Below are 26669 nucleotides of genomic sequence, written 5' to 3'. Positions count from 1 at the left end.
GGTGATGCCATGTGGGTGAACGTACTCTCGATGGTGCTGTTCGGAATAGCCATCGGCGTGCTGATCTGCTTCCTCGGAGGGCTGATGGCCGTGGACATCGTGCCCCGGAAGGCGACGGGAGCCGCACTGGGAATCGTCGGAATGGCATCCTACTGTGCCGCGGGAATTCAGGACGTGGCCTCAGGATGGCTTATCGATGCGAACATATCGGTAACGGCTGACGGAGCCAGGCACTACGACTTCGGACCCGTCGCGTTCTTCTGGATCGCGGCGTCCGTGATATCGTTCATACTGCCCCTGTTGAACCGAAAGAAATCGGCCGAAATAGGATAAAAACCATTGACAGAATTCGATACTCCGAAGTCGCCGATTGAAAGGATACCTTACAGATGGAAGTCCGCGAATACAAAAATGTAACGATCCGATAATTCGGATCGTTACATTTTCTTAATCCCGTTTTCGCGAAGAAACCGGGGATTTGTTATTGCATTCGGAGCGATACCTCTCCGTAGAAACGTCTGTCGATGAAAAGGTCGCCGGTCAGCCAGCCCCGGACCCGGACGTTGCGGCCGTGAGGAGCATGCACAGGGCAAAAAAGGAGCTTTTTCATAGAAGGCTGGAATGTTGTCGGAAACAAGGGTAGGAAAAAATCGTTCCATCCGGCCGCCGCAGGATGCGCACATTGTTTTGGATTCTCCGAAATTATACCTATCTTTGCGGTCCCGTCTGTCAAGCGGGGAAATGTGGAAAGATTTGACTGATTGCAAACCACAATAAAAAATCGCTAAAGCAGCACATTTTTTATTTCCAAGCAGCCAATTTTTCCCATTTTATACGTTTAACCATTAAAATGTATGAAAATGGGCTTTTTATTTACATCGGAGTCGGTGTCCGAGGGGCATCCCGATAAAGTTTCGGATCAGATTTCCGACGCAATCCTCGACGAATTCCTGCGCCGCGACGCCAACTCGAAAGTGGCGTGCGAAACCCTCTGCACCACGGGCCTCGTGGTCGTGGCTGGAGAAGTGCGCTCGGAGGCGTACGTCGACGTGCAGGCCGTCACGCGCCGCGTGATCGAGCGCATCGGCTACACCAAGAGCGAGTATCAGTTCGACTGCAATTCGTGCGGCATCCTGTCGGCCATCCACGAACAGTCGTCGGACATCAACCAGGGCGTCGTCCGCGAAGCCGAGGAGGAGCAGGGCGCCGGCGACCAGGGCATCATGTTCGGCTACGCCTGCAACGAGACCCGCGAGATGATGCCTGCGACGCTGATCCTCTCGCACGTAATCCTGAAGGAACTGGCCGTCATCCGCCGCGAAGGCGAGGTGATGACCTATCTGCGCCCCGACTCGAAGTCGCAGGTGACGATCGAGTACGACGAGGCGACGAACAAGCCGCTGCGCGTGCATACGATCGTCGTTTCGACGCAGCACGACGAGTTCATCCTCCCGGGAGAGGGCCGCAGCGAGAAAGAGGCGGAGAAGCAGATGCAGGAGAAGATCCGCGAGGACGTGCGCACGATCCTCATTCCGCGCGTCAAGGCGCGCCTCGAGCGGGCCGGAGACCAGTTGGCGGAGCTGATCGGCGACGACTACATCCTGCACGTGAATCCCACGGGCAAGTTCGTGATCGGCGGTCCCCACGGGGATACGGGCCTTACGGGCCGCAAGATCATCGTCGACACCTACGGCGGCCGCGGCGCACACGGCGGCGGCGCATTCTCGGGCAAGGACTCCTCGAAGGTGGACCGCTCGGCGGCCTATGCCGCGCGGCACATCGCCAAGAACCTCGTGGCGGCGGGCGTCGCAGAACAGGTATTGGTGGAGCTGTCGTATGCCATCGGCATCGCCGAACCGCTGTCGATCTACGTCGAGACCTACAATTCGCCCCGTCCCGAGGCGTTGAAGGGCATGACCGACGGTGAGATCGCCCGCCGCATCGGCAAGCTCTTCGACCTGCGTCCCGCGGCCATCGTGAAGCGTTTCGGGCTGAAAAACCCGATTTTCGAGGCCACGGCATCCTACGGACATTTCGGAAACCGTCCCTATACGAAGACCGAAAAGGTTTGGGAGAACGGCGCCGAGGTCGAGCGTGAGATCGAATTCTTCGGCTGGGAAAAACTCGACGCCGTGGAGCAGATCAAACGGGAATTCGGCCTTTAACGGACGGATACACTGAAAAATCGGGATGTCCGCTCAGGATGTCCCGATTTTTGTGCGAAAAGGACATACTAACCGGACGTTATTGTGCGTTTGTCCTACGAAATTGAAATCTAAACGCATAGCTTATGTAATGAAGTTGCCTCTGATTAATAGAACTTAACCACTTTAATTTATTATGAAAAAGGCATTTTTAATTTTAGGAATCGTCGCCGTGTCGGCCGCAGCCGGCGGACTTACGGCGTGGACCGTTGCGGGCGACCGCAGTGATTCGGTACAATATGTCGAGCGCGAGGTGGAACGCACCCCCGCGTTGGGCGCGCAGTTTACCTCTTATCAGGCCGAGCAGTATCCCGACCTGACCTATGCCGCCGAGAATGCGGTGAAGGCCGTCGTGAACATCGAGGCCATCCAGCAGGTCGAGATGCCCCAGCGCCGGGGCGGTTACGATCCGTTCCTGGAGTTCTTCGGCATTCCGCAGGACTACGGCCGCGGCGACGGACGTCCGCAGTACCGCGAACAGCGTGCGGGCGGTTCGGGCGTCATTATTTCGGAGGACGGGTACATCGTCACGAACAATCACGTGGTGGACGGCGCCTCGAAACTCAAAGTGAAACTCAACGACGGCCGTTCGTTCGACGCCAAGCTCATCGGCAAGGATTCGGCGACGGACCTTGCCCTGCTGAAAGTCGAGGCCGAGGGGCTGCCGACGCTGGCTTTCGGATCGTCCGACGCCCTGCGTCTGGGCGAGTGGGTGCTGGCGATCGGTTCGCCGTTCGACCTGCAGTCGACCATCACGGCCGGCATCGTGAGCGCCAAGGCGCGTCAGCTGGGCGTCATTCCCAACGACTTCCGCATCGAGGCGTTCATCCAGACCGACGCGGCGGTGAATCCCGGCAACTCGGGCGGCGCGCTGGTCAACACGCACGGTGAGCTGGTGGGCATCAATACGCTCATCAAGTCGCAGACGGGCAGCTATGTGGGCTATTCGTTCGCCATCCCCGAGTCGATCGTCAAGAAGGTCGTAATGGATCTCAAAGAGTTCGGCGTCGTGCAGCGCGCGCTGCTGGGCATCCAGTTCCGCGTCGTGGATCAGGACTTCCTCGACGAGGAGGGCAAGGAACTCGGCATCAAAGAGCTCGGCGGGGCCTATGTGGCCGGCGTGATCGAGGGCGGCTCGGCTTCGGAGGCCGGAATCCGCAAGGGCGACATCATTCTGGACATCGACGGCGTGAAAGTCACCGATCCCTCGACGCTCCAGGAGCAGGTTGCCAAACGCCGACCTAATGATACGGTTAAATTGTCGGTAAAAAGAGACGGCAAAGTGAAACAATTTGACGTTACTTTGCGTAATAAGGCTGGTAAAACGGAATTGGTTACCAAGGAGGATGTCGACGTGGTCGAGGCCCTCGGAGGTAAGTTCGCCGATGCGGGCGCCAAACTGTGCCGCGAGCTCGACATCAAGGGCGGCGTACAGGTGGTCGGCATCAAGGCCGACGGAATTCTGGCCCGTGCCCGTGTTAAGCAGGGATTTGTAATTACTCACATCAACGACCGCCCGGTCTATTCGTTAGGCGACATGCAGCGGATGACGGAGAAGGTCACGTCGATCGACGGCGTCTATCCCAACGGACGCTCGGCAAGCTATACGCTGGTGGAGTAGGTGCGGACCCGGGCGGGTTTTTGCAGTGAAATAATTTTTTAGGTAGTTAGAATAAATATGCGTCAATTAAAAATCACAAAGTCCATCACCAACCGCGAAAGCGCCTCGCTGGACAAGTACTTGCAGGAAATCGGCAAGGAGGAGCTCATCACGGTCGAGGAGGAGGTGGAACTCGCCCAGCGAATTAAAAAAGGAGACCAGGAAGCGCTCGAGAAGCTGACCAAAGCCAACCTGCGCTTCGTGGTGTCCGTAGCCAAGCAATACCAGAACCAGGGATTGAGCCTTCCGGACCTGATCAACGAGGGCAACCTCGGACTGATCAAGGCCGCCGAGAAGTTCGACGAGACCCGCGGCTTCAAGTTCATCTCCTATGCCGTGTGGTGGATTCGCCAGTCGATCCTCCAGGCTTTGGCCGAGCAGTCGCGCATCGTGCGCCTGCCGCTGAACCAGGTGGGGTCGCTGAACAAGATCAACAAGGCGTTCGCCCGCTTCGAACAGGAGCACGAGCGCACGCCCTCGCCCGAGGAGCTGGCCACGGAACTGGAACTCCCGAAGGAGAAGGTCACGGACACGCTGCGTGTCGCCGGCCGCCACGTTTCGGTGGACGCCCCGTTCGCCGACGGCGAGGACAATTCGCTGCTGGACGTGCTGGTGAATCCCGATTCGCCCAATGCCGACCGCGGACTGATCAACGAGTCGCTGTCGACGGAGGTGGACCGCGCGCTGGAGACCCTGACGGAGCGTGAGCGCGACATCATCAAATATTTCTTCGGCATCGGCACCTCGGAGATGACCCTCGAGGAGATCGGCGAGAAGTTCGACCTGACGCGCGAGCGCGTGCGCCAGATCAAGGAGAAGGCTATCCGCCGCCTCCGCCACTCGTCGCGCAGCAAACTGCTGAAATCCTATTTGGGATAGTACCTTGCTTTGAGAATGAAAGAATCCGGATGCCCGAGGCGTCCGGATTCTTTTTTTTTATACGTCGTAGTGGATCGTGGTGCCGGTCCCGTCGTAGCCGCCGCCCGAATCGCCGTCGTCGCCGGAGGAGTCCGAGTCCGGGCCGTCGAACGCGGAAACGCAGACGCCGAGGCTGATGGCTGTGACGATCATCCACAGCTTCCGTCCGAAGAACGGCTCGAACCAGATCAGCAGGCCGCCTGCTATGGCGATCAGCAGCAGGACCGTCCACATCCGGGTATTGCGGGCGTTCTCCCGCAGGGCGAAGATCACATATAACCCGGCGAACGCGAGTGCGAGGTAGCCCAGCAGTTTCGAGAGCAGGTACCAGCCCCGGTCGAGGAGGTAGCCCGCCGTCACCTTGTAGCGCTGACCGGAGGCGACCCGGTCGGCATGTTCCCAATCCGCATCCTTGCTTTCGGCGACCAGAAAACCGATTCCCTTGCGGTCGACGTAACGGTAGACCCGGAGGTAGCCCTTGTCCGTGCGGTAGTCGCTCACTTTGTCGTAGCGCTTCCAGAGCGGGGTGGACTGGCTGATGAGGGGGAGTTTTGCCAGTGAGGGCAGCCATTTGTCGTCGCGCTGCGAAAGGCAGCTCGAACGGTCGATCCATTTGTTGGTTGAGAAGCGGAAAAGGGTGGTTTGGACGCCCTCCTTTTCAGCCGTGAAGCCCGTGATGCCCTGCGTTTCGTTGTTGAAGGCCTGGTAGGTGTAATCGTCGGGAACGATGAAGCGCATCGTGGCGTCTTCGTAATCGTGTGCCCGGAGGGCCTGGGGTGCAAGCATCAGCAGCGCTGCTGCGATCAGTAGTGCGAAGTGTCTCATCCGAAGGTCGTTATTTTAAGGGTTTTTTACCACACGATCGGCTCTTTGCCGACAGAGCGGAGGTATTCGTTGGCGCGCGAGAAGTGACGGCAGCCGAAGAACCCCCGGTAGACCGACAGCGGCGAGGGATGGACGGCTTTGAGGATCAGGTTTTGCCCGGGATCGGCGATGGCGCCTTTCCGCTGGGCGTAGCTGCCCCAGAGCATATAGACGATGTTTTGCTTGCGTTCGGCGATGGCCCGGACCACGGCGTCGGTGAAAGTTTCCCAGCCGTGTCCGGCATGCGAGGCCGCTTCGTGGGCGCGGACCGTCAGTACGGCGTTGAGCAGCAGCACCCCCTGCTCGGCCCAGCGGTCGAGGTTGCCCGTCGGGGGTACGGGCGTGCCGGTGTCGTCGGCGACCTCTTTGAAGATGTTTTGGAGCGAGGGCGGGAACGGAACGCCGTCCGCCACCGAGAAGCAGAGTCCGTTGGCCTGTCCGGGACCGTGGTAGGGGTCCTGGCCGATGACGACCACTTTCAGCTTCTCGAACGGGCATTTGTCGAAAGCCCGGAAGATGTTGCTGCCGCGGGGAAAGATGCGCCGTGAGGCATACTCCTGCCGCACGAACTCCGTGAGCTGGGCAAAATAGGGCTTTTCAAATTCGGGGGCGAGGATCTCTTTCCAGTCGGAGGCAATCTTTACATCCATGATATTTCGGAATAGGGGTTTCTGTTCGTTTTCGGTCGGATAAATATAGTGAAAAATTCGGTTAACGCCAAAAACGGCCGATACCCCCCCCCTCCCTCTCCGGGGTGCGGGACGCTCGGGCCGCGCGCTTCACGGCGGCTGTTCCGGCCGGGACGGTCACCGAATCCATCGGACGGTCGCGCTGCGGCTCAGTTCGCGGAATCCGCCCCGTTGCAGCGGCCGGGTGCCGAGGACGGATTACCGGCGCTGCCGTTCGGCTTCGCTGTCCTTTTCCGTTTCGTCGTCGCCCTCCCAGTCGAACCACGGGAAATCGCGGCGGTCGCCGAGCGAGAAGCGCGTGTAGGTGATCGGAAGCCCCATGCCGAGGAAGAGCGTTTCGTAGGCGGTTTTGATCGAAAGCACCTCGTCGGCGTAGCCCGTGCCGTAGATGTCCGGTTCGGATACCTCGCAGGGAAGCCCGAAACGGCGGATCACCTCGTTGGTATAGGCGTAGAGGTGTTTGGAGTCGGTTTTGAGGTTGATGGCCCCGCCGGGTTCGAGCAGGCGGGCGTAGTAAGCCAGATAGACGGGCGAGGTGAGCCGCTTGCGGGCCCGGCGCGTTTTGAGCTGCGGATCGGGGAAGGTGATCCAGATCTCGGCGACTTCGCCTTCGGCGAACAGCGCGTTGATGAACTCGATGCGGGTGCGCAGGAAGCCCACGTTGTGCATCCTGCGGTCGGTGGCGGTCCGGGCGCCCCGCCACATGCGGGCCCCTTTGATGTCGATGCCGATGTAGTTGCGCATCGGATCGCGTTCGGCCAGCGCCACGGTGTATTCACCCTTGCCGCAGCCCAGCTCCAGCACGATGGGATTGTCGTTGCGGAAAAAATCGCGGCGCCAGTTCCCTTTCAACGGGTGGTCGCGGTGGAACACCTCGTCGAATTCGGGTTGTACGAAACATTCGAAACTGAGATTCTCGCGGAACCTCCGGAGCTTGTCTTTGCCCATAAGTGATCAGACAGTTATCTAAGTAGTAATTCGGGGCGATCGCAATGGCGTCGTCGTTGGCTGCTCTTCGCGGCGTACCGCCGCGTTTGCAAATCTGACCCCACCCCGGCCCTCACGCAGGGTGGGAGACGGTGTACGTTGCCGACGGTTCATTCGCTTTTCTCGATGTTCACGCCCACGGCCTCGACCCCGCGGACGGGACGTGTCGGCGTGAGGATGCAGCGGTAGTCGCCGCTCTGTGTGAAACGGATGCGGATGCGGTAGGGTACGGCGACCTCGCGCATCAGCGGTGCCGGGCTTTCGCCGCGGGGGATGACCAGCAGGAACGGCTCCTCGAAGCGGAGCGAGTCGGGGGCGATGGTCGCTATGCGGAGCGTCAGCGTGTCTTCGGCGAAGCGGTCGTTGCACCGCAGGAACACCTCCGCGTCGCGCAGGCTCACGGTATCGGCATTCGGCAGGCGGATTTCGGCGCCCCGTTCCCAACGGAACGGATCGACATCCGTAGCTGCCGACTGGTGGGGCGAGACGCACCCTCCGGCCAGCAGCGCGGCCGCCGTGGCCGCGGCGATATGCCGTGCCGAAGTTCTCACCGTGTTATTGGTTCTGGGGCGTTCCGCCGTTGTTGCCGGTATTTCCGCCTCCGTTGCCTCCATTGCCGCGGCGCCGGCGGTTGTTGCGGCTGCGGTTGCCGCCCTCCCGGTTGCCGTTGTTCTCGCGGGGCGCGCGGGGACCGTTGTTACCCTCGGGATGGTTGCTGCGGGGCCGTTCACCGCCGTTGTTGCCGTTGTTCGGGCGCTGCGGGCGGCGCTGGCGCTCCTCGCGCGCTTCTCCCGAAGCCTCCTGGCGGTTGTTCCCGCCGCCTTCCTGCTGCGGACGCTCGCCGCGGCCCTTGTTGTTATTGTTGCGGCCTCCGCGCTTGTTGCGACGCTTGGCTTGGTCGAAGCGGGTGATGCTGTCCTCCTCGGAGCGGTAGGTAGGCTCTTCGACTGCCGGACGGATGTCGTCGGCGTTCTGCAGCCGATCGACCTTCTTGCCCTGGCGGTTCAGCGCCATGATCTCCCGCACGCGCGAGACAGGCAGCGTGGTGACGTTGGCCATCGCGTCTTTCGACGACGAGAAGGTCATCGTGCCCGCCAGCACGTCGCTTTTGACGCAGAACCATTCGCCCTCGGCGGCTTGCAGCGGTTCGCGCAGCCGCGGGAACTCCTTGCGGGCATCGACGTAGGTGTCGTATTCGTACATCATGCAGCATTTGAGCTTCGAACACTGCCCGGCCAGCTTTTGGGGGTTGAGCGAGATGTCCTGCACGCGGGCGGCGCCCGTGGTGACGCTCGAGAAGCTCGACATCCACGACGCGCAGCACAGCTCGCGGCCGCAGGCGCCCAGCCCGCCGATGCGTCCCGCTTCCTGGCGGGCGCCGATCTGCTTCATCTCGATCCGGATGTGGAACCGCTCGGCGAAGACTTTGATGAGCTCGCGGAAATCGACGCGTTCGTCGGCGATGTAGTAGAAAATGGCTTTGATCTTGTCGCCCTGATACTCCACGTCGCCGATCTTCATGTTCAGTCCCATGTCGGCGGCGATCTGGCGCGAGGCGATCATCGTTTCGTGTTCCAGCGCGATGGCCTCCTGCCACTTCTCGATGTCGTAGGGTTTGGCCTTGCGGTAAATCTTTTTGTATTCGCCGTTGAAAGGGTTGAAGCCCGTGCGGCGCATCTGCCGCGCCACGAGGTCGCCCGTGAGCGACACGACGCCGATGTCGTGGCCCGGCGACGCTTCGACGGCCACGATGTCGCCCCGTTTGAGAGGCAGGTTGTTGGCGTTCTGGTAGAATGCGCGGCGGGTATTTTTGAAACGCACCTCCACGATGTCGGTCGGCACGTTGACCGGATACTCCTCGAGCCAGGGGGTCTCGTGGAGCTTGAAGCAGCCGTCGCAGAGCTTGGCTTCGGGCTCCGAGCCGCAGTTGCAGAAGGCGCATCCGCGGCCCACTTCGGGTTTGCAGGCGCCTGTATGTTGTTTTTCGGTATCCATTGGTGGGTATAATTTGCGTAAAGATACGAAAAAATATTTTATTTTGTCACGTAGAGTTTGCGTATGCTGCGGCGGATGCGCAGGATCATCATCGCGGCGGCGGCCGAGAGTCCGAACGAGAAGCCGAGGAAGAGTCCCGAGGGTCCCATGCCCATCGTGAAGCCGAAGAGATAGCCCACCGGGAGGTTCAGCAGCCAGTACGACACGAAGGCGATGGGCATGATGATCTTCACGTCCTGAATACCCCGCAGGATGCCCACCGAGACGTTTTGAATGCCGTCCGAAAGCTGGTAGAGCGCGGCGAAGACCATCAGCTGCGAGGCGATGGCGATCACCTCGGCATTCGAGGTGAAGAAGGTCGGGATGATGTTGCGCATCGTGATGAAGACGATGGCCGCAAAAGCGTTCCACGCCAGCACGAGGTGGTACGACGCCTTGGCCGCCAGCGACAGTTCGCCGATGTTGCGCGCCCCGTAGCAGTGCGATACGCGGATGGTGGTGGCGGCGCCGATCGACATGACGATCATGAAGGCGCAGTTGCCGATGGTCGTGGCGATCTGGTTGGCGCTCATGGTCTCCTTGTTGAACCATCCCATCATGATCCCCGTGCCGACGAAGGCCGAGGCTTCGAGGAACATCTGCAGCGAGATCGGCAGGCCCATGTGCAGCAGCTTCCTGACCGTGGCCCACGAGTAGTTGCGGGGTGAGAATCCGTCGAGATATGCGCGGTATTTGTGGCGGCTGTAGAAGTAGGCGACCATCAGGATCGGGGCGATGATGCGCGACATCAGCGTACCGAGGCCCGCACCTTCGGCGCCCATCTCGGGGAATCCGTAGCGGCCGTAGATGAAAACCCAGTTGAAACCGATGTTCGCCAGGTTGGCGACGATCGTGACCGCCATTTCGACTTTGGTGTTGCCCACGCCCTCGAGAAACTGTTTGAAGGTGAAGAACAGCATGATGAAAGGCATGCTGTAAACCAGCATCTTGTAGTAGGGAATGGCCATGTCGACCACTTCGGCGGGCTGGCCGAGGTGGTACAGCAGCGGGATGGCGGCATACTGCACGACGGCCATCGCCAGGCCCAGCGCCCCGTAGAAGAGAATGCCGTTCTGCAGCAGGCCCGCCGATTTTTCGCGGTCGCCCTGGGCGTAGAGTTCGCCCACGAGGGGCGTCATGCCGAGCGCGATGCCGATGGCGGCGATGAAGAGGATGAAGAAGACCGCGCCGCCGAACGACACGGCGGCCAGCGGCGTGGGGTCGTCGCCGCCGTAGCGGCCGACCATCAGGTTGTCGGCTACCTGCGTCAGTATTTGCCCCAACTGCGTGAGCACCACGGGCAGCGCCAGTTTCAGGTTGGCCTTGTACTGGTCTTTGTATGTCGCGAAACTGTACATTCGATTCGGGTTTTAAGGTGCAAAGATAGGTATTTCCGGCGGGAATGCAATCGAACGCGCCCTCCCGGGGCGTAAAAACCGTCGGAAGGGCGCGGAAAGGTCTGTGCCGGGGATCAGTAGGGCAGGCTGATGCGGATACAGCAGCCTCCCTCGTACTCGGGGCAGACGTGGATGTCGCCGCCCAGGCGGGTGACCACCAGCCGGCAGAGGTAGAGCCCGATGCCCGTTCCGGGTTTGAAGGGATCGACCTTGGTGAAGCGTTCGAAGACCCACTCCCGTTTTTCGGGCGGGATGCCGATGCCCGTGTCGCTGACGCTGATGCGCAGCATGCGGTTCGTCCGGTCGTCGTGGCAGGCGAGGGTGACGCGCCCTGCGGCGGTGAATTTGGCCGCGTTCTGCAACAGGTTGTCGATGACGCGCGTCAGGTAGACCGCATTGGTCGGCACGACGCATGAACCCCCCCCCTCTATCGACTCGAAACTATATTCTACGGATGGATTTGCGTTCAGCGCCTTTTGCAGTTCCAGCCGTTCGGCGCAGATCAGGCAGACGTCGGTCTCGGCCAGCGGAAGGAGTTCCTCGGTGCTGATGAGTTTCGAGAGTTCCAGCATGTTTTCGAGCAGCGATGTCAGGGACGCGGTGCTTTTCCGTATCTCTTCCTGATACAGATGCCGGGTTGCGGGGTCTTCCTCGGTCAGCATCAGTTCCGAAAAACCGTTGATGGCGTTCAGGGGCGTGCGTATCTCGTGGCACATCGAGTTGATGAACGCCGTCTTCATCTTCTCGCTCTCCTGGGCGCGGCAGCTCTGGCGCTGCGCCTCCTCGTGGGCGGCGTGCGACAGCCGTTTCGCCCGTTTCAGCCGCCGGACCATGATGCCCAGATAGACGCCCCAACCGGCCAGAAGCAGCAGGACGATGCCGCTGGCGATGAGCAGGTGACGTTTGTTGCGCATCGCCAGCCGGGCCTTTTCGAGCTCGAGGCGGTCGACGTTGAGCAAGGTCTGCATCTCGGCCAGGTTCCGCTGCGCTTCGTCCATGCGGTTGTGATAGCGGTATTCGTTGCCCTCCCGCACGGCTTTGAGCGCCTTTTCGTAATTGCCGGCCGCTTCATACATGTGCGACTGCGCCATGTAGATGGAGCCGAGGTCCGCCTTTTTGCCGGTTTGGGCATAGTAGGTCAGCACCGAATCCACATAGGCCGCGGCCCGTTCGTTGTCGCCTGTGCATTGGTAATAGCGGGCGCTGGTCCTGTAAATCTCCTCGCGGTCGTTCCGCTCCCGGGCCAGCCGCATGCATTTGTCGTAATATTCGGAGAGCTGTTCCCGCGGAATGAGGTCGAGCAGGAAGACCATCTTGCCGTAAATCCGCATCGGGTATTCCGTCGTGTCGCGGTGGGGGCGGTCGAAACGGGTGTCCATCGCTAGCCACGCACGGTGCAGGGCGAGGCATTTTTCGAGTTCGCGGGCCGCCCGCCTGTCTTCGGCGTATGAATAGAGGTCGCTGAGCTCCTCGCGGCAGAGTTTTTCGAAATGGACGCGCTCGTCGAGCGGGTATTTTTCGAGCTTTTCGAGCGCCTGTTCCACATAGGGAATCGCATACGGAATGTTGCCGTAGGCCTCGGCGGCGATCGACTGATAGTCGATCGAAAGTCCCGTCAGAAATTCCATTTCGATCAGCTCTTCGGGCGTGAGGTCGCCCGGTTTCTTTTCCCGGAGTTTCGCCAGCGTGTGATCCGTCGCTTCGAACGAATTGGCGGCGATCATCTGTTTCCAGAGCCAGCAGGTGTTGAGCGATGCGCGGAACAGGGCGTGGCGGGGTTCGGGAAGGAGGCTGTCGGCCAGGCGGACATATTCCAGGGCCCGTTCGGGCTCCCGGGATGCCAGGTTTTGCACGAGCCGGTCCAAGGCTTCGCGGCAGCCGTAGTCGTCGCCGGCCTCGCGGGCTTCGGCGAGCGCCTTCTCCCAAAAGGAGACGGCTGTTTCAAAGCTGTCGGTGCTGAGGTCGGCCAGTTGAACGTAAATCTGTTCCCGTTCGTCTGCGGTGCGGGCGCCGGAAAGCGCCGTTTGCAGACTGTCGGTTGCCGGGGATGCGGAATGCGCCGTCAGGGCGGCGCAGATTGTCAGGAATACGGCCCCGGAGAGGGCCTTCGAGATAATCGGGCGCATAACGGTTTCAAAAAGGCGTTTGAAGAATTTTGCAAATTTAACAATAAATATAAAAAACAGCCCTATTTTTCGTCGAAAATGATCGCGGGAAGACCGAAAAACAGGGAGACAGGGAACATTTCCCTGCCTCCCTGGGGAGTCACGATGCGGGTCAGGCCACGCGCAGTTTCACGCCGTGGGCTTTGTCCGATTCCACGACCACGGTGTCGCCCTCGTGGAGCTTGCCGTCGATGATCAGCGCCGACAAAGGTTCCTCGACGTTGTCCATCAGCGTCCGCTTCAGCGAACGGACGCCGTAGCGCGATTCGTAGCCCATGGCCGCCAGGCGGCGCTTGGCGCCTTCGGTGATCTTCACCTTGTAGCCCAGCCGCTTCGTGCGGTTGAGCAATCCCTGAAGCTCCAGTTCGATGATACGCTCCACGTCGCCGATCTCCAGCGTGCGGAACAGGATGATGTCGTCGATCCGGTTGAGGAACTCCGGGGCGAAGGTCTGTTCCAGCGCCTTGCGGTACTCGCTCTGGGGCGTCAGGTCGGCCACGGCGCTCTTCGAGGTGGTGCTGTAACCCACCTGCACCGATTTCCGGACCACGTCCCGCGAACCCACGTTCGAGGTCATGATGATGATCGTGTTGCGGAAGTCGACCTTGCGTCCCGAGCCGTCGGTCAGGTGCCCTTCGTCGAAGATCTGCAGCATGGCGTTGAAAACCTCGGGATGGGCCTTCTCGATCTCGTCGAAGAGCACCACGGCGTAGGGCTGACGACGCACGGCCTCTGTTAACTGGCCTCCTTCGCCGTAACCGACGTATCCGGGGGGCGAGCCGATCAGGCGCGCCACGTTGTGTTTCTCGCCGTACTCGCTCATGTCGATACGGATCAGTCCGCGGTGCTCGTCGAACAGCCATTTCGACACCTCCTTGGCCAGCAGCGTCTTGCCCACGCCCGTGGGACCCACGAAGAGGAAGACTCCGATGGGGCGGTTCTCGTCTTTCAGGCCCGCGCGCGAGCGCCGGATCGTCCGCGAGATTTTCTCCACGGCCTCCTGCTGTCCCACCACGCGCCGGGCGAGGTGTTCGCGCAGGGTTTGCAGGCGGGTCATCTCGCCGCCCGAGATTCGCTCGGCCGGGATGCCCGTCATTGCCGTGATGACCTGCTGGATGTGCTCCGCGGTGATATTCACGGGGTTGTCCTCGAGCGAGCGCTTCCACTCGGCGCTGGTTTCGCCCAGTTTCGAGCGCAGCGCGATCTCACGCATGCGTGCCGACGCGGCTTTCTCGTAGACCAGCGCTTCGACCGCTTCGCGGCGTTCGCGCTTGGCCTCGCAGAGCGCCGTCTTCATGGCCTGCAGCTCCGCGGGCTCGCGCACCGACTGCAGGTGGGCCCGCGCTCCGGCCTCGTCCATGACGTCGATGGCCTTGTCGGGGAAATAGCGGTCGGTGATGTAGCGTCCGGTGAGGTTCACGCACGCCTGCAACGCCTCCTCGGTGTAGCGCACCTTGTGATGGCGCTCGTAGTGGGGAGCGATGTTGTGCAGGATTTGGAGCGTCTGCTCGGGCGTCGTGGGCTCGATCACCACCTTCTGGAAACGCCGTTCGAGGGCCGAATCGCTCTCGATGTTCTCGCGGTACTCGTCGAGCGTCGTCGCGCCGATGGTCTGCAGTTCGCCGCGCGCCAGAGCCGGTTTGAGAATGTTGGCCGTGTCGAGGCTGCCCTGCGTCGAGCCGGCGCCGACGATGGTGTGGATCTCGTCGATGAAGATGATCGTGTCCTTGGCCTTGCGCAGTTCGTCGATCAGCTGTTGCATGCGCTCCTCGAATTCGCCGCGGAATTTCGTGCCCGCCACGAGCGACGAGACGTCGAGCGAGAAGAGCGTCTTGTCGGCGATGGTGTAGGGCACCTCGCCGCGCGCCATGCGCAGCGCCAGCCCTTCGACGATGGCGCTTTTGCCGACGCCGGCTTCGCCGATCAGGATCGGGTTGTTCTTCTTGCGGCGCGAGAGTATCTGCACCACGCGCTCGATCTCCTGCTCACGGCCCACGACGGGGTCGATCTTGCCCTCGCGGGCCTGCCGCGTGAGGTTCACGCCGAATTTGTCCAGCAGGTGCGCCGACTCCTTCTCGGACGGTTTGTTCTCCTCGCCGAAGTCGAGCATGCGGACCTGTATTTCGGAACGGAAGTCATCGCCCACGGAGAACTTCTGCAGGTCTTCGGCAACGGTTTCCGGGGTTACGTGATACATCTCCAATACGCGCGCGGTAGCGGTCGTGCGGTCTTTGACGATAGCCAGCAGCGCATGGGCGGTCGAGACGCTCCGGGTCGCTCCCGACGTGGCGAGCAGCTCCTCGGTGAAATCCCGGAAGAAAGCCTCCGGCGAGAGCGACGTTTGTGTTTTGACGGAAATTATCTCGCGTTCGATGCGCAGGCGTACCTGATAGAGCTCCCAGTCTTTGAGACGGGAGGATAAGAGCTGGTAGGCAAGCGAACCCTCTTCGCGGAGCAGTTCCAGCGTGAGAAAGTCCTTCAGCGAATGCGTCATACCTGCCTTCGTCGTGTTGAATGCCGAACGGGCTATGATGCCCTCCAGTGTTTTTGAAATTTTCAGTTGCATGTTGCGTCGTCGTTAATGAATTCGCTATACTAACGGCGAAGCGTATGTGATTATTGCGAGAGCGTTTTTGTTCGGTGTGCGAACTGCCGCTGTTGATTATTAGGATGTTCCGTGTTTCGGGCCCTTCCGCTCCGACCCTAAGGACTGGGGCTGTAAGCTGTTTATCAGCCGATTATGGACGGTATTGGGTTTTTGATGACCGAAAGTGTTCAGTCAGGGCCGTTTTGTGGGGTGTCCCGGCGGAATGCGTTATTTATTACTCTGGTTATCAGTGATGTCCGTCCGGTGTATGTTTCCGGCTTTTTGGGGTATATAAATTGCATTCAGGTAGGAAGGTAGCTGAAAAAGCCGGGGTAAATTAGCTCTTTCCGCTCACGGAAAATCCGATTTTTCTATTTTCGCGGCCATTCGCCGACCTCCATGTCACGCATTTCCGCGCCGTCGATCACCAGCCGGACGGCGGTGCGGACCTTGTGGAACCCGAACTCTCCGGCGGCTCCGGGATTGACTGCCAGCAGGTCGTAAACGGGGTCGTAGGCCACTTTGAGGATGTGGGAGTGCCCGGAGATGAAGAGCTTCGGGCGCACGGACTGGATTTTGGCCACGGCGCGCGGATCGTAGCGGCGCGGATAGCCTCCGATGTGGGTCATCAGCACCCGGACGCCCTCGCATTCGAACGAGAGGAACTGGGGGTAGACGCGGCGTGTCATGCCGCCGTCGATGTTGCCGCTCACGGCTTTCAGCGGTTTGAAGGCGGCGATCCGGTCGGCCAGCTCGATCGATCCGATGTCGCCCGCATGCCAGATTTCATCGACCTCCCGGAAGAAATTCATCAGGGTTTCGTCGAAGGTGCCGTGGGTGTCGGACAGGATACCGATGCGTTTCATGGGGTTCGTTTTGGGCAAAGGTAACGATTTTTCGGCATTCGGATATATGTATGATCGTTTCAATTTAATGTACGATTGTTTTAACCCGCCTCCGGCGGCTTCCCTAAATTTGTCCGTATACCTAAAACTTCAGCCTTATGCAGTACAGATTGACCCCACCCCATGCCTCGGGGGACCGATATGCGGCTCCTGCCGTTACGATCGCAGAGGTGGCCGTGGAGCGCGGTTTCGCCGCATCCGCCGATTACGATGACCTGACGCTTCCCGAGCTCGGCGTCGTGGACGAAGACCAATGGTAAACCCGATGAACACGACAGCCATGAAAAAACTGACTTTCCTTGCAGGTGCGGCCCTGGTGTGCGCCCTGGTGTGTCCGGGTTGTTCCGGGGACGGATTCGATGAAATGAACGGGGCGCCCGACGCCGGGAATCCCGATACTCCCGCGCTCGGGGAGGGTATCCGTACGCTGACCGTCGGTATGGCGGAGCTCGGCGCACCCGGGACCCGGGCGTCGTTCGGCGACGAAGCCGGCGGAAAACTTCCCGTGTTCTGGGATGCGGAGGACCGGATTGTCGCTTACGAGACGGTCGGGGAGCACGCTGCCGGGCACGCCTATAAACTGGTCGGCCCGGGAGGTTCCGGCAGCGGCACGTTTGCCTATGACGGCGGTCAGACGCCTCCGTCGGCCATTGCTGAGATTTATTACCCCGCGGAGCTGGCCGGGACGAATTTCGCCGTGCCTGCGGTGCAGACCTATACTCCCGGCAGTTTCGATCCCGCGGCCCATGTCATGCGGGCCGAGGTGGGCAATCCCGGCGAGCCGATCGTCTTCGGGAGCCTGGTGTCAGTCGCCTGCCTTCGGCTGACGGGCGACGGCGAAAGGGTGACTTCGGTGCGTCTGGACCTGACGCCTTCGGGCGGGGCGACGGCGAGTTACACGCTTTCGTGTCCCGACGGCGTGACGCTTTCTGCGGCGGAGTCGGCATTTTACATTGCGGTAGAAGGCTCGGCAACTCCCTGCGACGCCGTCTTTACCGTCTCCGTGGACGGGGTGGAGACGATGGTTCAGAAGACCACCTCCGCCAAGACCTTCGCAGCTTCCACCGTGGTGCGCCTTCCGGTGGTCGCCTGTCAGCGGAATCTCTATCAGATAGCGGACTACTGGCCCGATGACGACGCTCCCGTAGGGATCGTTTTCTCGGTTTCGGACGGAGGTTTGCATGGAAAAATGCTGTCGCTGACTGAGCAGGCCGGAAACTGGGGCGCCCAGGTCTCGGAAGCGACTGCGGGAGTAGCCGGGATGCGCGTCGAACCGGAGGACAGCCGTTTGGTAACCCGTAGTCTCATTGACAAGTACAAGGATGAACCGGGGTTTGCCGATACCTACAAAGGGTTTTATTGGATATATAATACGCTCAACAACGGAAATCCGGACGGAGCATGGTATGCGCCGTCGCGTCCGGAGCTGGCCGAGCTGTGTGCAGCGATGAGCGGTCTGGATTGGGCAGAGGTTAAGAGGACGTGGAACTATACGGCTGATAAAACGGTCATGCCGGGTTGGGAGGAGACTTCTGCCGCCCGTACCGCATTTAAGCAAAAGGTCGAGGCGAAAGGAACGACGCTCAATCTGTATGGACGTCTCTCGTCCACTTGGGAGAATGGGGACGGTAAATCCGCATGGATGCTCTGTTTCCAGTATGAAGCGGGCGGGCTCAAATACAACGGTTGTTTCTGTGTTATACCGAAAGTCGGTGCGACCAACCGGATGCGTGCCGTAAGGACATTCTGATTGGATGATCCCGAAACTGAAGCGGTCCGCCCAAAAGGCGGACCGTTCTCGTTTACTTGTATTTGTCTTTCCAGAGCTGCGCCATCCGTTCGGCGATCTTCGCTTCGGTGGCGTTCTGGGTGTCGGGTTCGTAGAATTTTGTCCCCGAGAGCGATTCCGGCAGGAATTCTATTTCGGCGAAATGCCCTGCGTAGTCGTGGGCATATTTATATCCTTTGCCGTAGCCCGCCTTGTCCATCAGCTTCGTCGGGGCGTTGCGCAGGTGCAGCGGCACCGGACGGTTCGTCGTGTCGTGCTCGACCAGCGCCATGGCTTTGTTGATGGCCATGTAGGCCGAGTTGCTCTTGGGGCTGGTGGCCAGGTAGATCGTCGTCTCGGCCAGCGTGATGCGCGCCTCGGGCATGCCGATCTTGTGCACCGTGTCGAAGCACGCGTTGGCCAGCAGCAGGGCGTTGGGATTCGCCAGCCCGATATCCTCCGAGGCCAGGATCACCAGCCGCCGCGCCAGGAACCGCGGCTCCTCGCCGCCCGCGAGCATCCGTGCGAGGTAGTAGATCGCGGCGTTGGGGTCGCTGCCCCGGACCGATTTGATAAAGGCCGAAATGACGTCGTAATGCTGTTCGCCGTTTTTGTCGTAGAGGGCGATATTCTGCTGAAGGCAGTCGGTGACATACTGGTCGGAGATCGTCACCTTGCCGTCCGTGGCTCCGACGACGATGTCGAGGATGTTCAGGAGCTTGCGCGCGTCGCCGCCCGAGAATTTGAACAGCGCGCCGGTTTCCGTGACCTCGATGTCGCGTTCTTTCAGCTCGGTGTCGGTCGTCAGGGCACGGTCGAGCAGCACTTGCAGGTCCTTGTCTTCGAGCGATTTGAGGATGTAGACCTGACAGCGGCTCAACAGCGGGGAGATCACCTCGAACGAGGGGTTTTCCGTGGTGGCGCCGATCAGCGTGACGACGCCCTGTTCGACGGCCCCCAGCAGCGAATCCTGCTGCGACTTGTTGAAACGGTGTATCTCGTCGATGAACAGGAACGGCGGGCGCTGGTCGAAGAAGCGCTGCTTGCGCGCCGACTCGATCACCTCGCGCACGTCCTTCACGCCCGACGTGACGGCCGAGAGGGTGAAGAAGGGGCGTTCGAGCTGTGTGGCGACGATCTTGGCCAGCGTGGTCTTGCCCACGCCCGGAGGTCCCCAGAGGATGAACGACGGGACGTTGCCCGTCTCGAAGAACTTCCGGAACACTCCGTTTTTACCCACGAGGTGCTCCTGCCCGATATATTCGTCTATCGTGCGGGGGCGCAGGCGTTCGGCTAAAGGTGCGGACATGGCAGGTTCGATATTAATAAGAGCAAAGATAGGAATTTTTCAAAAATTAATTCTATATTTGTCGGACATACTGACAAACACGGAAAGTGTAAGTCTGTTCCCGAATCGTGAACGTAGGAAATTCACTTGGGTTGGGAGTAGGCAAACATCTTGCCGCGTCGTATCCGTATTCTGCGGGTATAGGCGTGGGAGCTGTCGCTTATTTTATACCCAAAGGTATCCTACGACCTACGATTCTGAAATGGGCTTCGGCACCACGCTTTCTTTTTTATTTATGCCGCCGGGGTGCGGGTGGCGGAAAAAATCGAATGTATTTATGGAAAAAGAAAAGAAGGTTTACTCCGATGATCGTGGAGGACAGACGATTATCGTCAATCAATCGGAGAGAAAACGCTCCAATGGATTGGGCACCGCCGGTTTTGTGTTGGCTTTACTCGGATTGATTTTCAGCTGGGTCCCCGGTTTGGGCTGGGTGTTGTGGCTGTTGGGACTGATATTCTCGTTCGTGGGCATTTTTCGAGCTCCGCGCGGTTTGGCGATTGCCGGACTGGTAATGTCGTGTATTGCGCTGATTATTTTAATTGTTGTGGTAGGGGCGATAGGCTCGCTCATTGCCGTCATATAGTTCTTGAGAATAGACCTCTTTTATGATTTCACCCCTGCCGCAGGTTGCGGCAGGGGTGAATTGATTTCGGTCGGGGAGATTTTGCTTTACTCCTCCGGCTTCCGCAGTTCCAGATACAGCTCGTCGAGCTGCGACTGGTCGATATAACCCGGGGCGTCGAGCATCACGTCGCGGCCGGCGTTGTTCTTCGGGAAGGCGATGTAGTCGCGGATCGACTCCGAGCCGCCGAACAGCGAGCACAGACGGTCGAAACCGAATGCCAGGCCGCCGTGAGGGGGCGCGCCGTATTTGAAGGCGTTCATCAGGAAGCCGAAGCGCTCCTGAGCCTGCTCCGGCGTGAAGCCCAGCAGTCCGAACATCTTGGCCTGAAGGGCCGAGTCGTGGATACGGATCGAACCGCCGCCGATCTCCGTGCCGTTGCAGACGAAGTCGTAGGCGTTGGCCCGCACGCGGCCCGGGTCGCTGTCGAGGTATTGCACGTCTTCGAGTTTGGGCGCGGTGAAGGGGTGGTGTACGGCGTAGAAACGCTGGGTCTCGTCGTCCCACTCGAACAGCGGGAAATCCACCACCCACAGCGGGGCGAATTGCTGCGGGTCGCGCAGGCCCAACTGCTGGGCCACTTCGAGGCGCAGGGCGCACAACTGCGTCAGCGTTTTGAATTTCTTGCCGCAGAGGATGAAAACCATATCCCCGGCCTTGGCGCCGCAGCGTTCGGCCATGGCGCGCACCTCCTCGGGGGAGTAGAACTTGTCGATCGGCGACTTCACGCAGCCCTCCTCGACACGGATCCAGACGAGTCCCTTGGCGCCGATCTGCTGCCGTTTGACGAACTCCGTCAGGGCGTCGATCTGCTTGCGGGTGTACGCGGCGCAGCCCGTGGCGGCGAATCCGGTGATGTACTCGGCGTCGTCGAATACGCTGAAACCGTGCCCTTTGGCAAGGTCGGTAATGTCCGCGAACTCCATGCCGAAGCGCAGGTCGGGTTTGTCCGAACCGTATTTCTCCATCGCTTCGATCCACGGCATGCGGCGCAGCGGCTCGGTCAGCTCGATTCCCATGACGTGTTTGAACATGTGCTTGGCCCAGCGCTCGAAGATCTCCAGCACGTCCTCCTGCTCGACGAACGACATCTCGCAGTCGATCTGTGTGAACTCCGGCTGGCGGTCGGCGCGCAGGTCTTCGTCACGGAAGCAGCGCACGATCTGGAAATATTTGTCGTAGCCGGCGACCATCAGCAATTGCTTCAGGGTTTGCGGCGACTGCGGCAGGGCGTAGAACTGGTTGGGCGACATGCGGCTCGGCACCACGAAATCGCGGGCTCCTTCGGGGGTCGAACCGACCAGGCAGGGGGTCTCGATTTCGAGAAATCCCTCGGAGTCGAGGAAGCGGCGAATCTCCTGGGCCATCTTGTGGCGCAGGATCATGTTGCGCTGCAGGGGCGGACGCCGCAGGTCGAGGTAGCGGTATTTCATGCGCAGGTCGTCGCCGCCGTCCGAGGTCTCCTCGATGGTGAAAGGCGGCACCTCGGCCTCGTGCAGGATGACCACCTTCTGCGCGGCCACCTCGATATCGCCGGTGGCCATCTTCGGGTTCTTCGACTCGCGTTCGATCACCTTGCCGACCACCTGGATCACCCACTCGCGGCCCACCGAGCAGGCCGTTGCGCGCGCTTCGACGGGGGAGTGCTCCTCGATGACGACCTGGGTGATGCCGTAACGGTCCCTCAGGTCGATGAAGGTCATCGCTCCGAGGTTTCTGACTTTCTGCACCCACCCGGCCAGGGTGACGGTTTCGTTGACGTTGCTGGCCCTGAGGCAGCCGCAGGTATGGGTTCTGTACATTTGGAAAAAATGTTATGTTGTTCGTTTTGTTCTTGTAACCCGCAAAGTTAGAAAAAAGGTTCCGGATTCGGAAAGGAAAAGTCCAAAAAAACGATGGCGGGACGTGCCGGATGCACGCCCCGCCGCGGGGTCATTACGAAATTGTCATTGCGAGGAGCGCAGCGACCGGCAATCTGATTGCATGTTGTAATCTTACGGCGCATTCATCGGATTCCCGCGCTCGCTTCCGTTCGCTCGGAATGACGTTTTCGCGGTTGCAGACCGTAATTTCATTCTTTTTCCGGGAAAGGTGAGCGATAATTCTTATTTTTGCAGAAAAAATGCGATGGATCAGCACGAGAACGACGAAAAATTCATGCGCCTGGCACTAAACGAGGCGCAAAAAGCGTTAAAAGAACAGGAGGTGCCCATCGGGGCGGTCGTCGTGGCGGGCGGAGCCGTCATCGGACGTGGCCACAACCTCGTGGAGACCCTCGCCGATCCCACGGCGCATGCCGAGATGCAGGCCCTTACGGCCGCTGCCTCGACGCTCGGGGGCAAATACCTGCAGGATTGTACGTTGTATGTGACCGTCGAGCCGTGCATCATGTGCGCCGGGGCTATCGGATGGGCGCAGGTCAGCCGCGTGGTGTGGGGCGCCGACGACCCGAAGAAGGGTTACCGCCGTTACTCCGAGGGGGTGTTCCATCCCAAAACCACCGTGGCACGGGGCGTGCTTCGGGAAGAGTGCGAAGCGCTGATGAGCGATTTTTTCGCGGGTTTGCGCGGATAGATTTGGTTAAAAAGGATTTTTTTTTATACTTTTGCATCCAACGCATTTCCGGGAGGGGTGCATGAACTGAACAATTTAAAAAACGTATAGGAGAGAACAATGAAAAAGTTATTCGTATCGGTAATCGCGCTGTTGGCGGCGGTATCGCTCTCGGCGCAGGATCTCACTGCAATTTACAACGAAGCTGCGGCCGCTTACGGCGCCAAGAATTACGCCGGCGCTGCCGCGAAGTTCGAACAGGTGATCGACCAGGGCTTGGACAATGAGGATGCTGCGTCGCTGGTGGCTACGGCCAAAAAGACGCTCCCCAATTGCTATTTTTATCTGGGCGGCGGAGCCCTGAAAGCCAAGAATTACGACGAGGCCCTGAAGAATTTCACCAAGTCGGCCGAGCTGGCCGAGCTCTACGGCGACATGAACCAGATGGCCAAGGCCAACGGCTGGGTTGCCAAGATGTACCAGATACAGGGCGGCGACGCTTTCAACAACAAGGATTATGTGACGGCCGCCGGTATTTTCGAGAAGGGCTACAAGGCCGACCCCGACAATACGGACATGGCGCTGAATCTGGCGATGAGCTACTGCGAGATGTTTATGAACACGGGCGACATGGCGCAGTACGAGAAGGGTATGGATGTCTACGAAGCGATCGCTGCCAAGACGCACCCCAAGTATGCCGAGGCTGTTGCCAAGGCCAAGGAGATGATGACGCTCTACACCAATAACATGGTTGCCAAGCTGCAGGAAGCCAACAATTTCGACGGCATCATCGCTGCTGCCGACGCCATGCTGGCCAAGAATCCGGCAAGCGCGCTGGCTGAGAAGGTCCGCCTGCAGGCCTATGCCAACAAGAAGGATTTCAGCAAGGTGATCGAGCTGGCGGACAGCGCAGCCAACGCACAGACCGATCCCGAGGACAAGAGCCTGATGTACTACCTGCTGGGCGCCGCTTACAACGCCAAGGAGATGAAGCCGCAGGCTATCGCCGCTTTCCAGAAGGTGACTGCCGGTCCCGCTGCCGAGAGCGCCAAGGCCGCACTGGCCGAGCTGTCGAAATAGTTCGCGGGCAAACAAGCCATACGGCGGGTTCCGGATTTCCGGGGCCCGCTTTTTTCATGTCGGGCGGTGCTGGGGCGGGAGCGAGGGGCGGGGCGGCCGGTTTCAGCGTTCCGATGGTTCGCCGGGGGCGGAGTTCCGGCGGATGTTTTCCCGGATGCGGGTCAGTCCGCTGCGGGTCAGCGGCGTGCGGCCGCAGAGGGCTTCGAACGCCGCTTCGTCCATCCCGAGCCATGTCGCGGCATCCATCGACAGCGGGTCGAATACGGGGTCGAACGCCGCGTTGCGGTGGAGCGGTGCGCGGAGGTTCCAGGGGCAGCAGCTCTGGCACGCATCGCAGCCGAAAATCCAGCCGTCGAGGTCCGCATCGCTCTCCGGGACCTTTTCGATGGTGCGGCACGAGATGCAGCGCGCGGTGTCGATGGTCCGGTCCGGGGCGACGGCCCCCGTGGGGCAGGCCTCGACACATCGGCGGCACGAGCCGCAGCGGTTCTCCCCGAACGGAGTGTCGTAGGCGTCGGCCTCGTCGGTGAGGATCAGCTCGCCCAGCAGGACATAAGTGCCGAACTGCGGCGTTACGAGCAGCGATTGGCGTCCGATCCAGCCCAGTCCGGCCTCTGCGGCCAGTTGTTTCTCGGCCAGCGGCGCCGTGTCGACGAAGGCCCGGCCGCTGAGACCGGGATGCGCCGTGCGCAGGGCGTCGAACAGTTGCAGGAGCATCGTGCGGATGGTCGTATGGTAATCCGTCGTGCAGGCGTAGGAGGCGACTTTGGTGCGGTGTCGGGCCGGGTAACCCTCGCCGGCAGCGTTTTTGTACGAAACGGCGCAGATCACCGCCGTGCGGGCCCCTTCGACCAGCAGCCGGGGATCGAAACGCTTCTCGGTGTTGCGCTCCATGTAGCCCAGCGACGACTGCCCGCCGCGCGCCAGCCATGCCCGGAACCGCGCTTCGCCGTCGGCCAGGTGGCGGCACGGCGCGACGCCGCAGAGGTCGAAACCCGCTTCTGCGGCAAGTTTTTTGATGTTCAGAAAGTCGAGCATGCTGTTATTTTGTCTCAAAAATAGTGTTTTTTCACCGGAATTTAGTAATTTCGCCCCGGACTTTTGCGTTATCTGAACGCACAAAAATATGAACGTACTATGACGATCAATACATTGTACGAACTGGCCCGCAACAGCGTGGAGAAGTTCGCGTCGAAAATCGCCTTCTCGATGTTCGAGGGTGAGGACGTGACTTACGCCGAGGCGGGTCGTCGTATTGCCAAGGTGCAGGAAATCCTGACCGGTGCGGGGCTCCGCGCCGGGGACAAGGTGGCCCTGCTGAGCAGCAACATGCCCAACTGGGGCGTCTGCTATTTCGCCGTGACCTCGGCCGGCATGGTCGCCGTGCCCATTCTGCCCGATTTCTCGGGCGAGGAACTCGACATGATTATCGAACACTCCGAGGCCAAGGCGCTGCTGGTTTCCGACAAACTTTTCACCAAACTCTCCCGCGAGACCATCGAACGGCTCAACGTCGTGGTCCGTACCAAGAACCTCGGCGTCATCGCCCAGCGGGTCAGGGAGGAGGGTTCGACCGGCATCCCCAAGCCCGACGACATCGCCGTGATTATCTACACCTCGGGCACGACCTCGAAGCCCAAGGGCGTGATGCTGACCCATGCGGCGTTATGTGCGCAGGTCACCATCTCGTCGTCGATTTTCCCGGTAGACGGTGACGACACGTTCCTCTCGGTGCTGCCCCTGTCGCACACCTACGAATGTTCGATCGGTATGATTTATCCCTTCTCGATGGGCACCCGGATCGTCTACCTCGACCGTCCGCCCACGGCCTCGGCGCTGATGCCCGCGCTGCGTGCGGTCCGGCCCACGGTGATGCTGATCGTGCCGCTGGTCATCGAGAAGATTTACCGCCATCAGGTGCTTGCCAAGTTCAACTCCACGCGCTTCTGGCGCACGCTCTACCGCATCGGGTTCCTGCGCCGCTATCTTAACCGCATGGCCGGCAAGAAGCTTATGAAGCTCTTCGGAGGCCGTCTGCGCTTCCTCGGCATCGGCGGGGCGAAACTCGACGGAGGAGCCGAGAAATTCCTGCTCGAAGCCAAAGTGCCCTATGCCATCGGTTACGGGCTGACCGAGACCGCGCCGCTGTTGGCCGGAGCCGCTCCCTCGATGGTGCGTCTCGGCTCGACGGGCCCCCAGGCTCCGGGCGTGCAGCTGCGTTTGGAGAATATCAACCCCGAGACCCGGCAGGGCGAGATCGTGGCCCGCACGCCGAGCGCCATGGTGGGTTATTTCAAAAATCCCGAGGCCACGAAAGAGGTTTTCACGGCCGACGGCTGGTTCCGCACGGGCGACCTCGGGGAGTTCGACAAGGACGGATGGCTCTACATCAAAGGCCGTCTGAAGAATATGATCGTGGGGCCCGGGGGTGAGAACATCTATCCCGAGGACATCGAGACGGTGCTCAATTCGCACGTCTGCATTGCCGATTCGATCGTCACGGAGCAGGAGGGACGCCTCATAGCCCTCGTGCATTTCAACCGCGAGGAGATCGAGTCGATGATCGACGACTGGCGCGAGGAGTGGGAAGGCAAAAAGGAAGCCTGGGAAGCCAAGACCGAGCAGTTGAAGAAGGAGATCATGGATTTCGTGAATGCCAAGGTCAACCGTTTTTCGCGCATCTCGGAGGTGGTCGAGGAGAAGGACGATTTCGTCAAGACCCCTACGCAGAAGATCAAACGATTCCTCTACAACAAAAGTAAAAAGGACGGTAAAACCCCCGATCAGCCCGCTGCCGGGAAATAGCCCGCTTAAGAAGCGGCCCGCCTAAGAGGCGGGTTTTAGGGGTTGCGGCACTACCTTGCTATCAGTGCCTTATTTCCGCT

21 protein-coding genes and 1 pseudogene are annotated in these 26669 nt (G+C 60.2%); 10 read left to right on the top strand and 12 right to left on the bottom strand.

The genetic code is table 11. The annotated features are described in order from the left end of the window. The 4 genes and pseudogenes from BLU78_RS12690 to BLU78_RS12675 all read left to right on the top strand — a co-directional run. Positions 1 to 333, top strand: a pseudogene (locus tag BLU78_RS12690) (MFS transporter); the annotation flags it as partial. A 527-nt stretch (positions 334 to 860) separates the two neighbouring features. Next, positions 861 to 2165, top strand: coding sequence for a methionine adenosyltransferase (gene metK / locus BLU78_RS12685; protein ID WP_010266173.1), 1305 nt, complete (start codon positions 861 to 863; stop codon positions 2163 to 2165). 175 nt (positions 2166 to 2340) lie between these two features. Then, on the top strand, positions 2341 to 3825 hold the full coding sequence (locus BLU78_RS12680) for a Do family serine endopeptidase (RefSeq protein WP_010266171.1): 1485 nt from the start codon (positions 2341 to 2343) through the stop codon (positions 3823 to 3825). Positions 3826 to 3882: 57 nt separating this feature from the next. Beyond that, positions 3883 to 4743: a sigma-70 family RNA polymerase sigma factor gene (locus BLU78_RS12675; RefSeq protein ID WP_010266169.1), complete on the top strand. Its 861-nt coding sequence runs from the start codon at positions 3883 to 3885 to the stop codon at positions 4741 to 4743. Between the two features lie 57 nt (positions 4744 to 4800). Here BLU78_RS12675 and BLU78_RS12670 read toward each other — a convergent pair whose 3' ends face one another. The 9 genes from BLU78_RS12670 to BLU78_RS12630 all read right to left on the bottom strand — a co-directional run bounded on the left by BLU78_RS12670 (position 4801) and on the right by BLU78_RS12630 (position 16371). Beyond that, on the bottom strand, positions 4801 to 5607 hold the full coding sequence (locus BLU78_RS12670; RefSeq protein ID WP_010266167.1) for a hypothetical protein: 807 nt from the start codon (positions 5605 to 5607) through the stop codon (positions 4801 to 4803). Between the two features lie 26 nt (positions 5608 to 5633). After that, a complete protein-coding gene (gene ung, locus BLU78_RS12665) occupies positions 5634 to 6296 on the bottom strand; it encodes a uracil-DNA glycosylase (protein WP_010266166.1) in 663 nt (220 codons plus the stop codon). A gap of 237 nt (positions 6297 to 6533) precedes the next feature. Then, on the bottom strand, positions 6534 to 7283 hold the full coding sequence (gene trmB, locus BLU78_RS12660; RefSeq protein ID WP_010266164.1) for a tRNA (guanosine(46)-N7)-methyltransferase TrmB: 750 nt from the start codon (positions 7281 to 7283) through the stop codon (positions 6534 to 6536). A 149-nt stretch (positions 7284 to 7432) separates the two neighbouring features. Continuing rightward, positions 7433 to 7873, bottom strand: a complete 441-nt coding sequence (locus BLU78_RS12655; protein WP_010266163.1) for a hypothetical protein — start codon at positions 7871 to 7873, stop codon at positions 7433 to 7435. Between the two features lie 4 nt (positions 7874 to 7877). Then, a complete protein-coding gene (locus tag BLU78_RS12650) occupies positions 7878 to 9317 on the bottom strand; it encodes a PSP1 domain-containing protein (RefSeq protein WP_010266161.1) in 1440 nt (479 codons plus the stop codon). 38 nt (positions 9318 to 9355) lie between these two features. Next, positions 9356 to 10714 carry an MATE family efflux transporter gene (locus tag BLU78_RS12645; RefSeq protein ID WP_010266160.1) on the bottom strand — a complete coding sequence of 453 codons (1359 nt, stop codon included), beginning with the start codon at positions 10712 to 10714 and terminating at the stop codon, positions 9356 to 9358. 113 nt (positions 10715 to 10827) lie between these two features. Beyond that, the gene (locus BLU78_RS12640; protein ID WP_010266159.1) at positions 10828 to 12879 is read right to left on the bottom strand and encodes a sensor histidine kinase; all 2052 of its coding nucleotides are present in this window, start codon (positions 12877 to 12879) and stop codon (positions 10828 to 10830) included. Between the two features lie 151 nt (positions 12880 to 13030). Then, entirely contained in the window at positions 13031 to 15484 is a 2454-nt protein-coding gene (locus BLU78_RS12635; protein ID WP_010266158.1) for an ATP-dependent Clp protease ATP-binding subunit, read from the bottom strand. Between the two features lie 392 nt (positions 15485 to 15876). Beyond that, the gene (locus tag BLU78_RS12630; RefSeq protein ID WP_020692819.1) at positions 15877 to 16371 is read right to left on the bottom strand and encodes a metallophosphoesterase family protein; all 495 of its coding nucleotides are present in this window, start codon (positions 16369 to 16371) and stop codon (positions 15877 to 15879) included. A gap of 137 nt (positions 16372 to 16508) precedes the next feature. Here BLU78_RS12630 and BLU78_RS14145 point away from each other — a divergent pair, with 137 nt between their 5' ends. Together BLU78_RS14145 and BLU78_RS12625 are read left to right on the top strand one after the other, a co-directional pair. Beyond that, positions 16509 to 16670, top strand: a complete 162-nt coding sequence (locus BLU78_RS14145) for a hypothetical protein (RefSeq protein ID WP_155836582.1) — start codon at positions 16509 to 16511, stop codon at positions 16668 to 16670. A gap of 20 nt (positions 16671 to 16690) precedes the next feature. Continuing rightward, positions 16691 to 18160, top strand: coding sequence for a hypothetical protein (locus tag BLU78_RS12625; RefSeq protein WP_229096538.1), 1470 nt, complete (start codon positions 16691 to 16693; stop codon positions 18158 to 18160). A gap of 52 nt (positions 18161 to 18212) precedes the next feature. Here BLU78_RS12625 and BLU78_RS12620 read toward each other — a convergent pair whose 3' ends face one another. Continuing rightward, positions 18213 to 19487 carry a replication-associated recombination protein A gene (locus BLU78_RS12620; protein WP_010266155.1) on the bottom strand — a complete coding sequence of 425 codons (1275 nt, stop codon included), beginning with the start codon at positions 19485 to 19487 and terminating at the stop codon, positions 18213 to 18215. Positions 19488 to 19803: 316 nt separating this feature from the next. Here BLU78_RS12620 and BLU78_RS12615 point away from each other — a divergent pair, with 316 nt between their 5' ends. After that, on the top strand, positions 19804 to 20112 hold the full coding sequence (locus BLU78_RS12615) for a hypothetical protein (protein WP_010266153.1): 309 nt from the start codon (positions 19804 to 19806) through the stop codon (positions 20110 to 20112). Between the two features lie 86 nt (positions 20113 to 20198). Here BLU78_RS12615 and aspS read toward each other — a convergent pair whose 3' ends face one another. Next, on the bottom strand, positions 20199 to 21953 hold the full coding sequence (gene aspS, locus BLU78_RS12610) for an aspartate--tRNA ligase (protein WP_010266152.1): 1755 nt from the start codon (positions 21951 to 21953) through the stop codon (positions 20199 to 20201). A 325-nt stretch (positions 21954 to 22278) separates the two neighbouring features. Between aspS and BLU78_RS12605 the strand changes: the two genes are divergently transcribed. Both BLU78_RS12605 and BLU78_RS12600 read left to right on the top strand, forming a co-directional pair. Then, the gene (locus BLU78_RS12605) at positions 22279 to 22725 is read left to right on the top strand and encodes a nucleoside deaminase (RefSeq protein WP_010266150.1); all 447 of its coding nucleotides are present in this window, start codon (positions 22279 to 22281) and stop codon (positions 22723 to 22725) included. A gap of 99 nt (positions 22726 to 22824) precedes the next feature. Further along, positions 22825 to 23784 (top strand): tetratricopeptide repeat protein, encoded by a 960-nt coding sequence (locus tag BLU78_RS12600; protein ID WP_010266148.1) that lies wholly within the window; start codon positions 22825 to 22827, stop codon positions 23782 to 23784. A gap of 102 nt (positions 23785 to 23886) precedes the next feature. Here the strand turns inward: BLU78_RS12600 and queG are convergent, their stop codons facing one another. Then, the gene (gene queG, locus BLU78_RS12595; protein WP_010266145.1) at positions 23887 to 24822 is read right to left on the bottom strand and encodes a tRNA epoxyqueuosine(34) reductase QueG; all 936 of its coding nucleotides are present in this window, start codon (positions 24820 to 24822) and stop codon (positions 23887 to 23889) included. Between the two features lie 99 nt (positions 24823 to 24921). On the opposite strand from queG, the gene BLU78_RS12590 reads away from it, so the two are divergent. After that, complete coding sequence (locus BLU78_RS12590) at positions 24922 to 26589, top strand: AMP-binding protein (protein WP_010266143.1); 1668 nt, start codon at positions 24922 to 24924, stop codon at positions 26587 to 26589. Positions 26590 to 26669: the final 80 nt, after the last annotated feature.

The sequence above is a fragment of the Alistipes timonensis JC136 genome (assembly GCF_900107675.1).
Classification (GTDB): Bacteria; Bacteroidota; Bacteroidia; order Bacteroidales; family Rikenellaceae; genus Alistipes; species Alistipes timonensis.
This window is presented reverse-complemented; position numbering and strand designations above follow the sequence as displayed.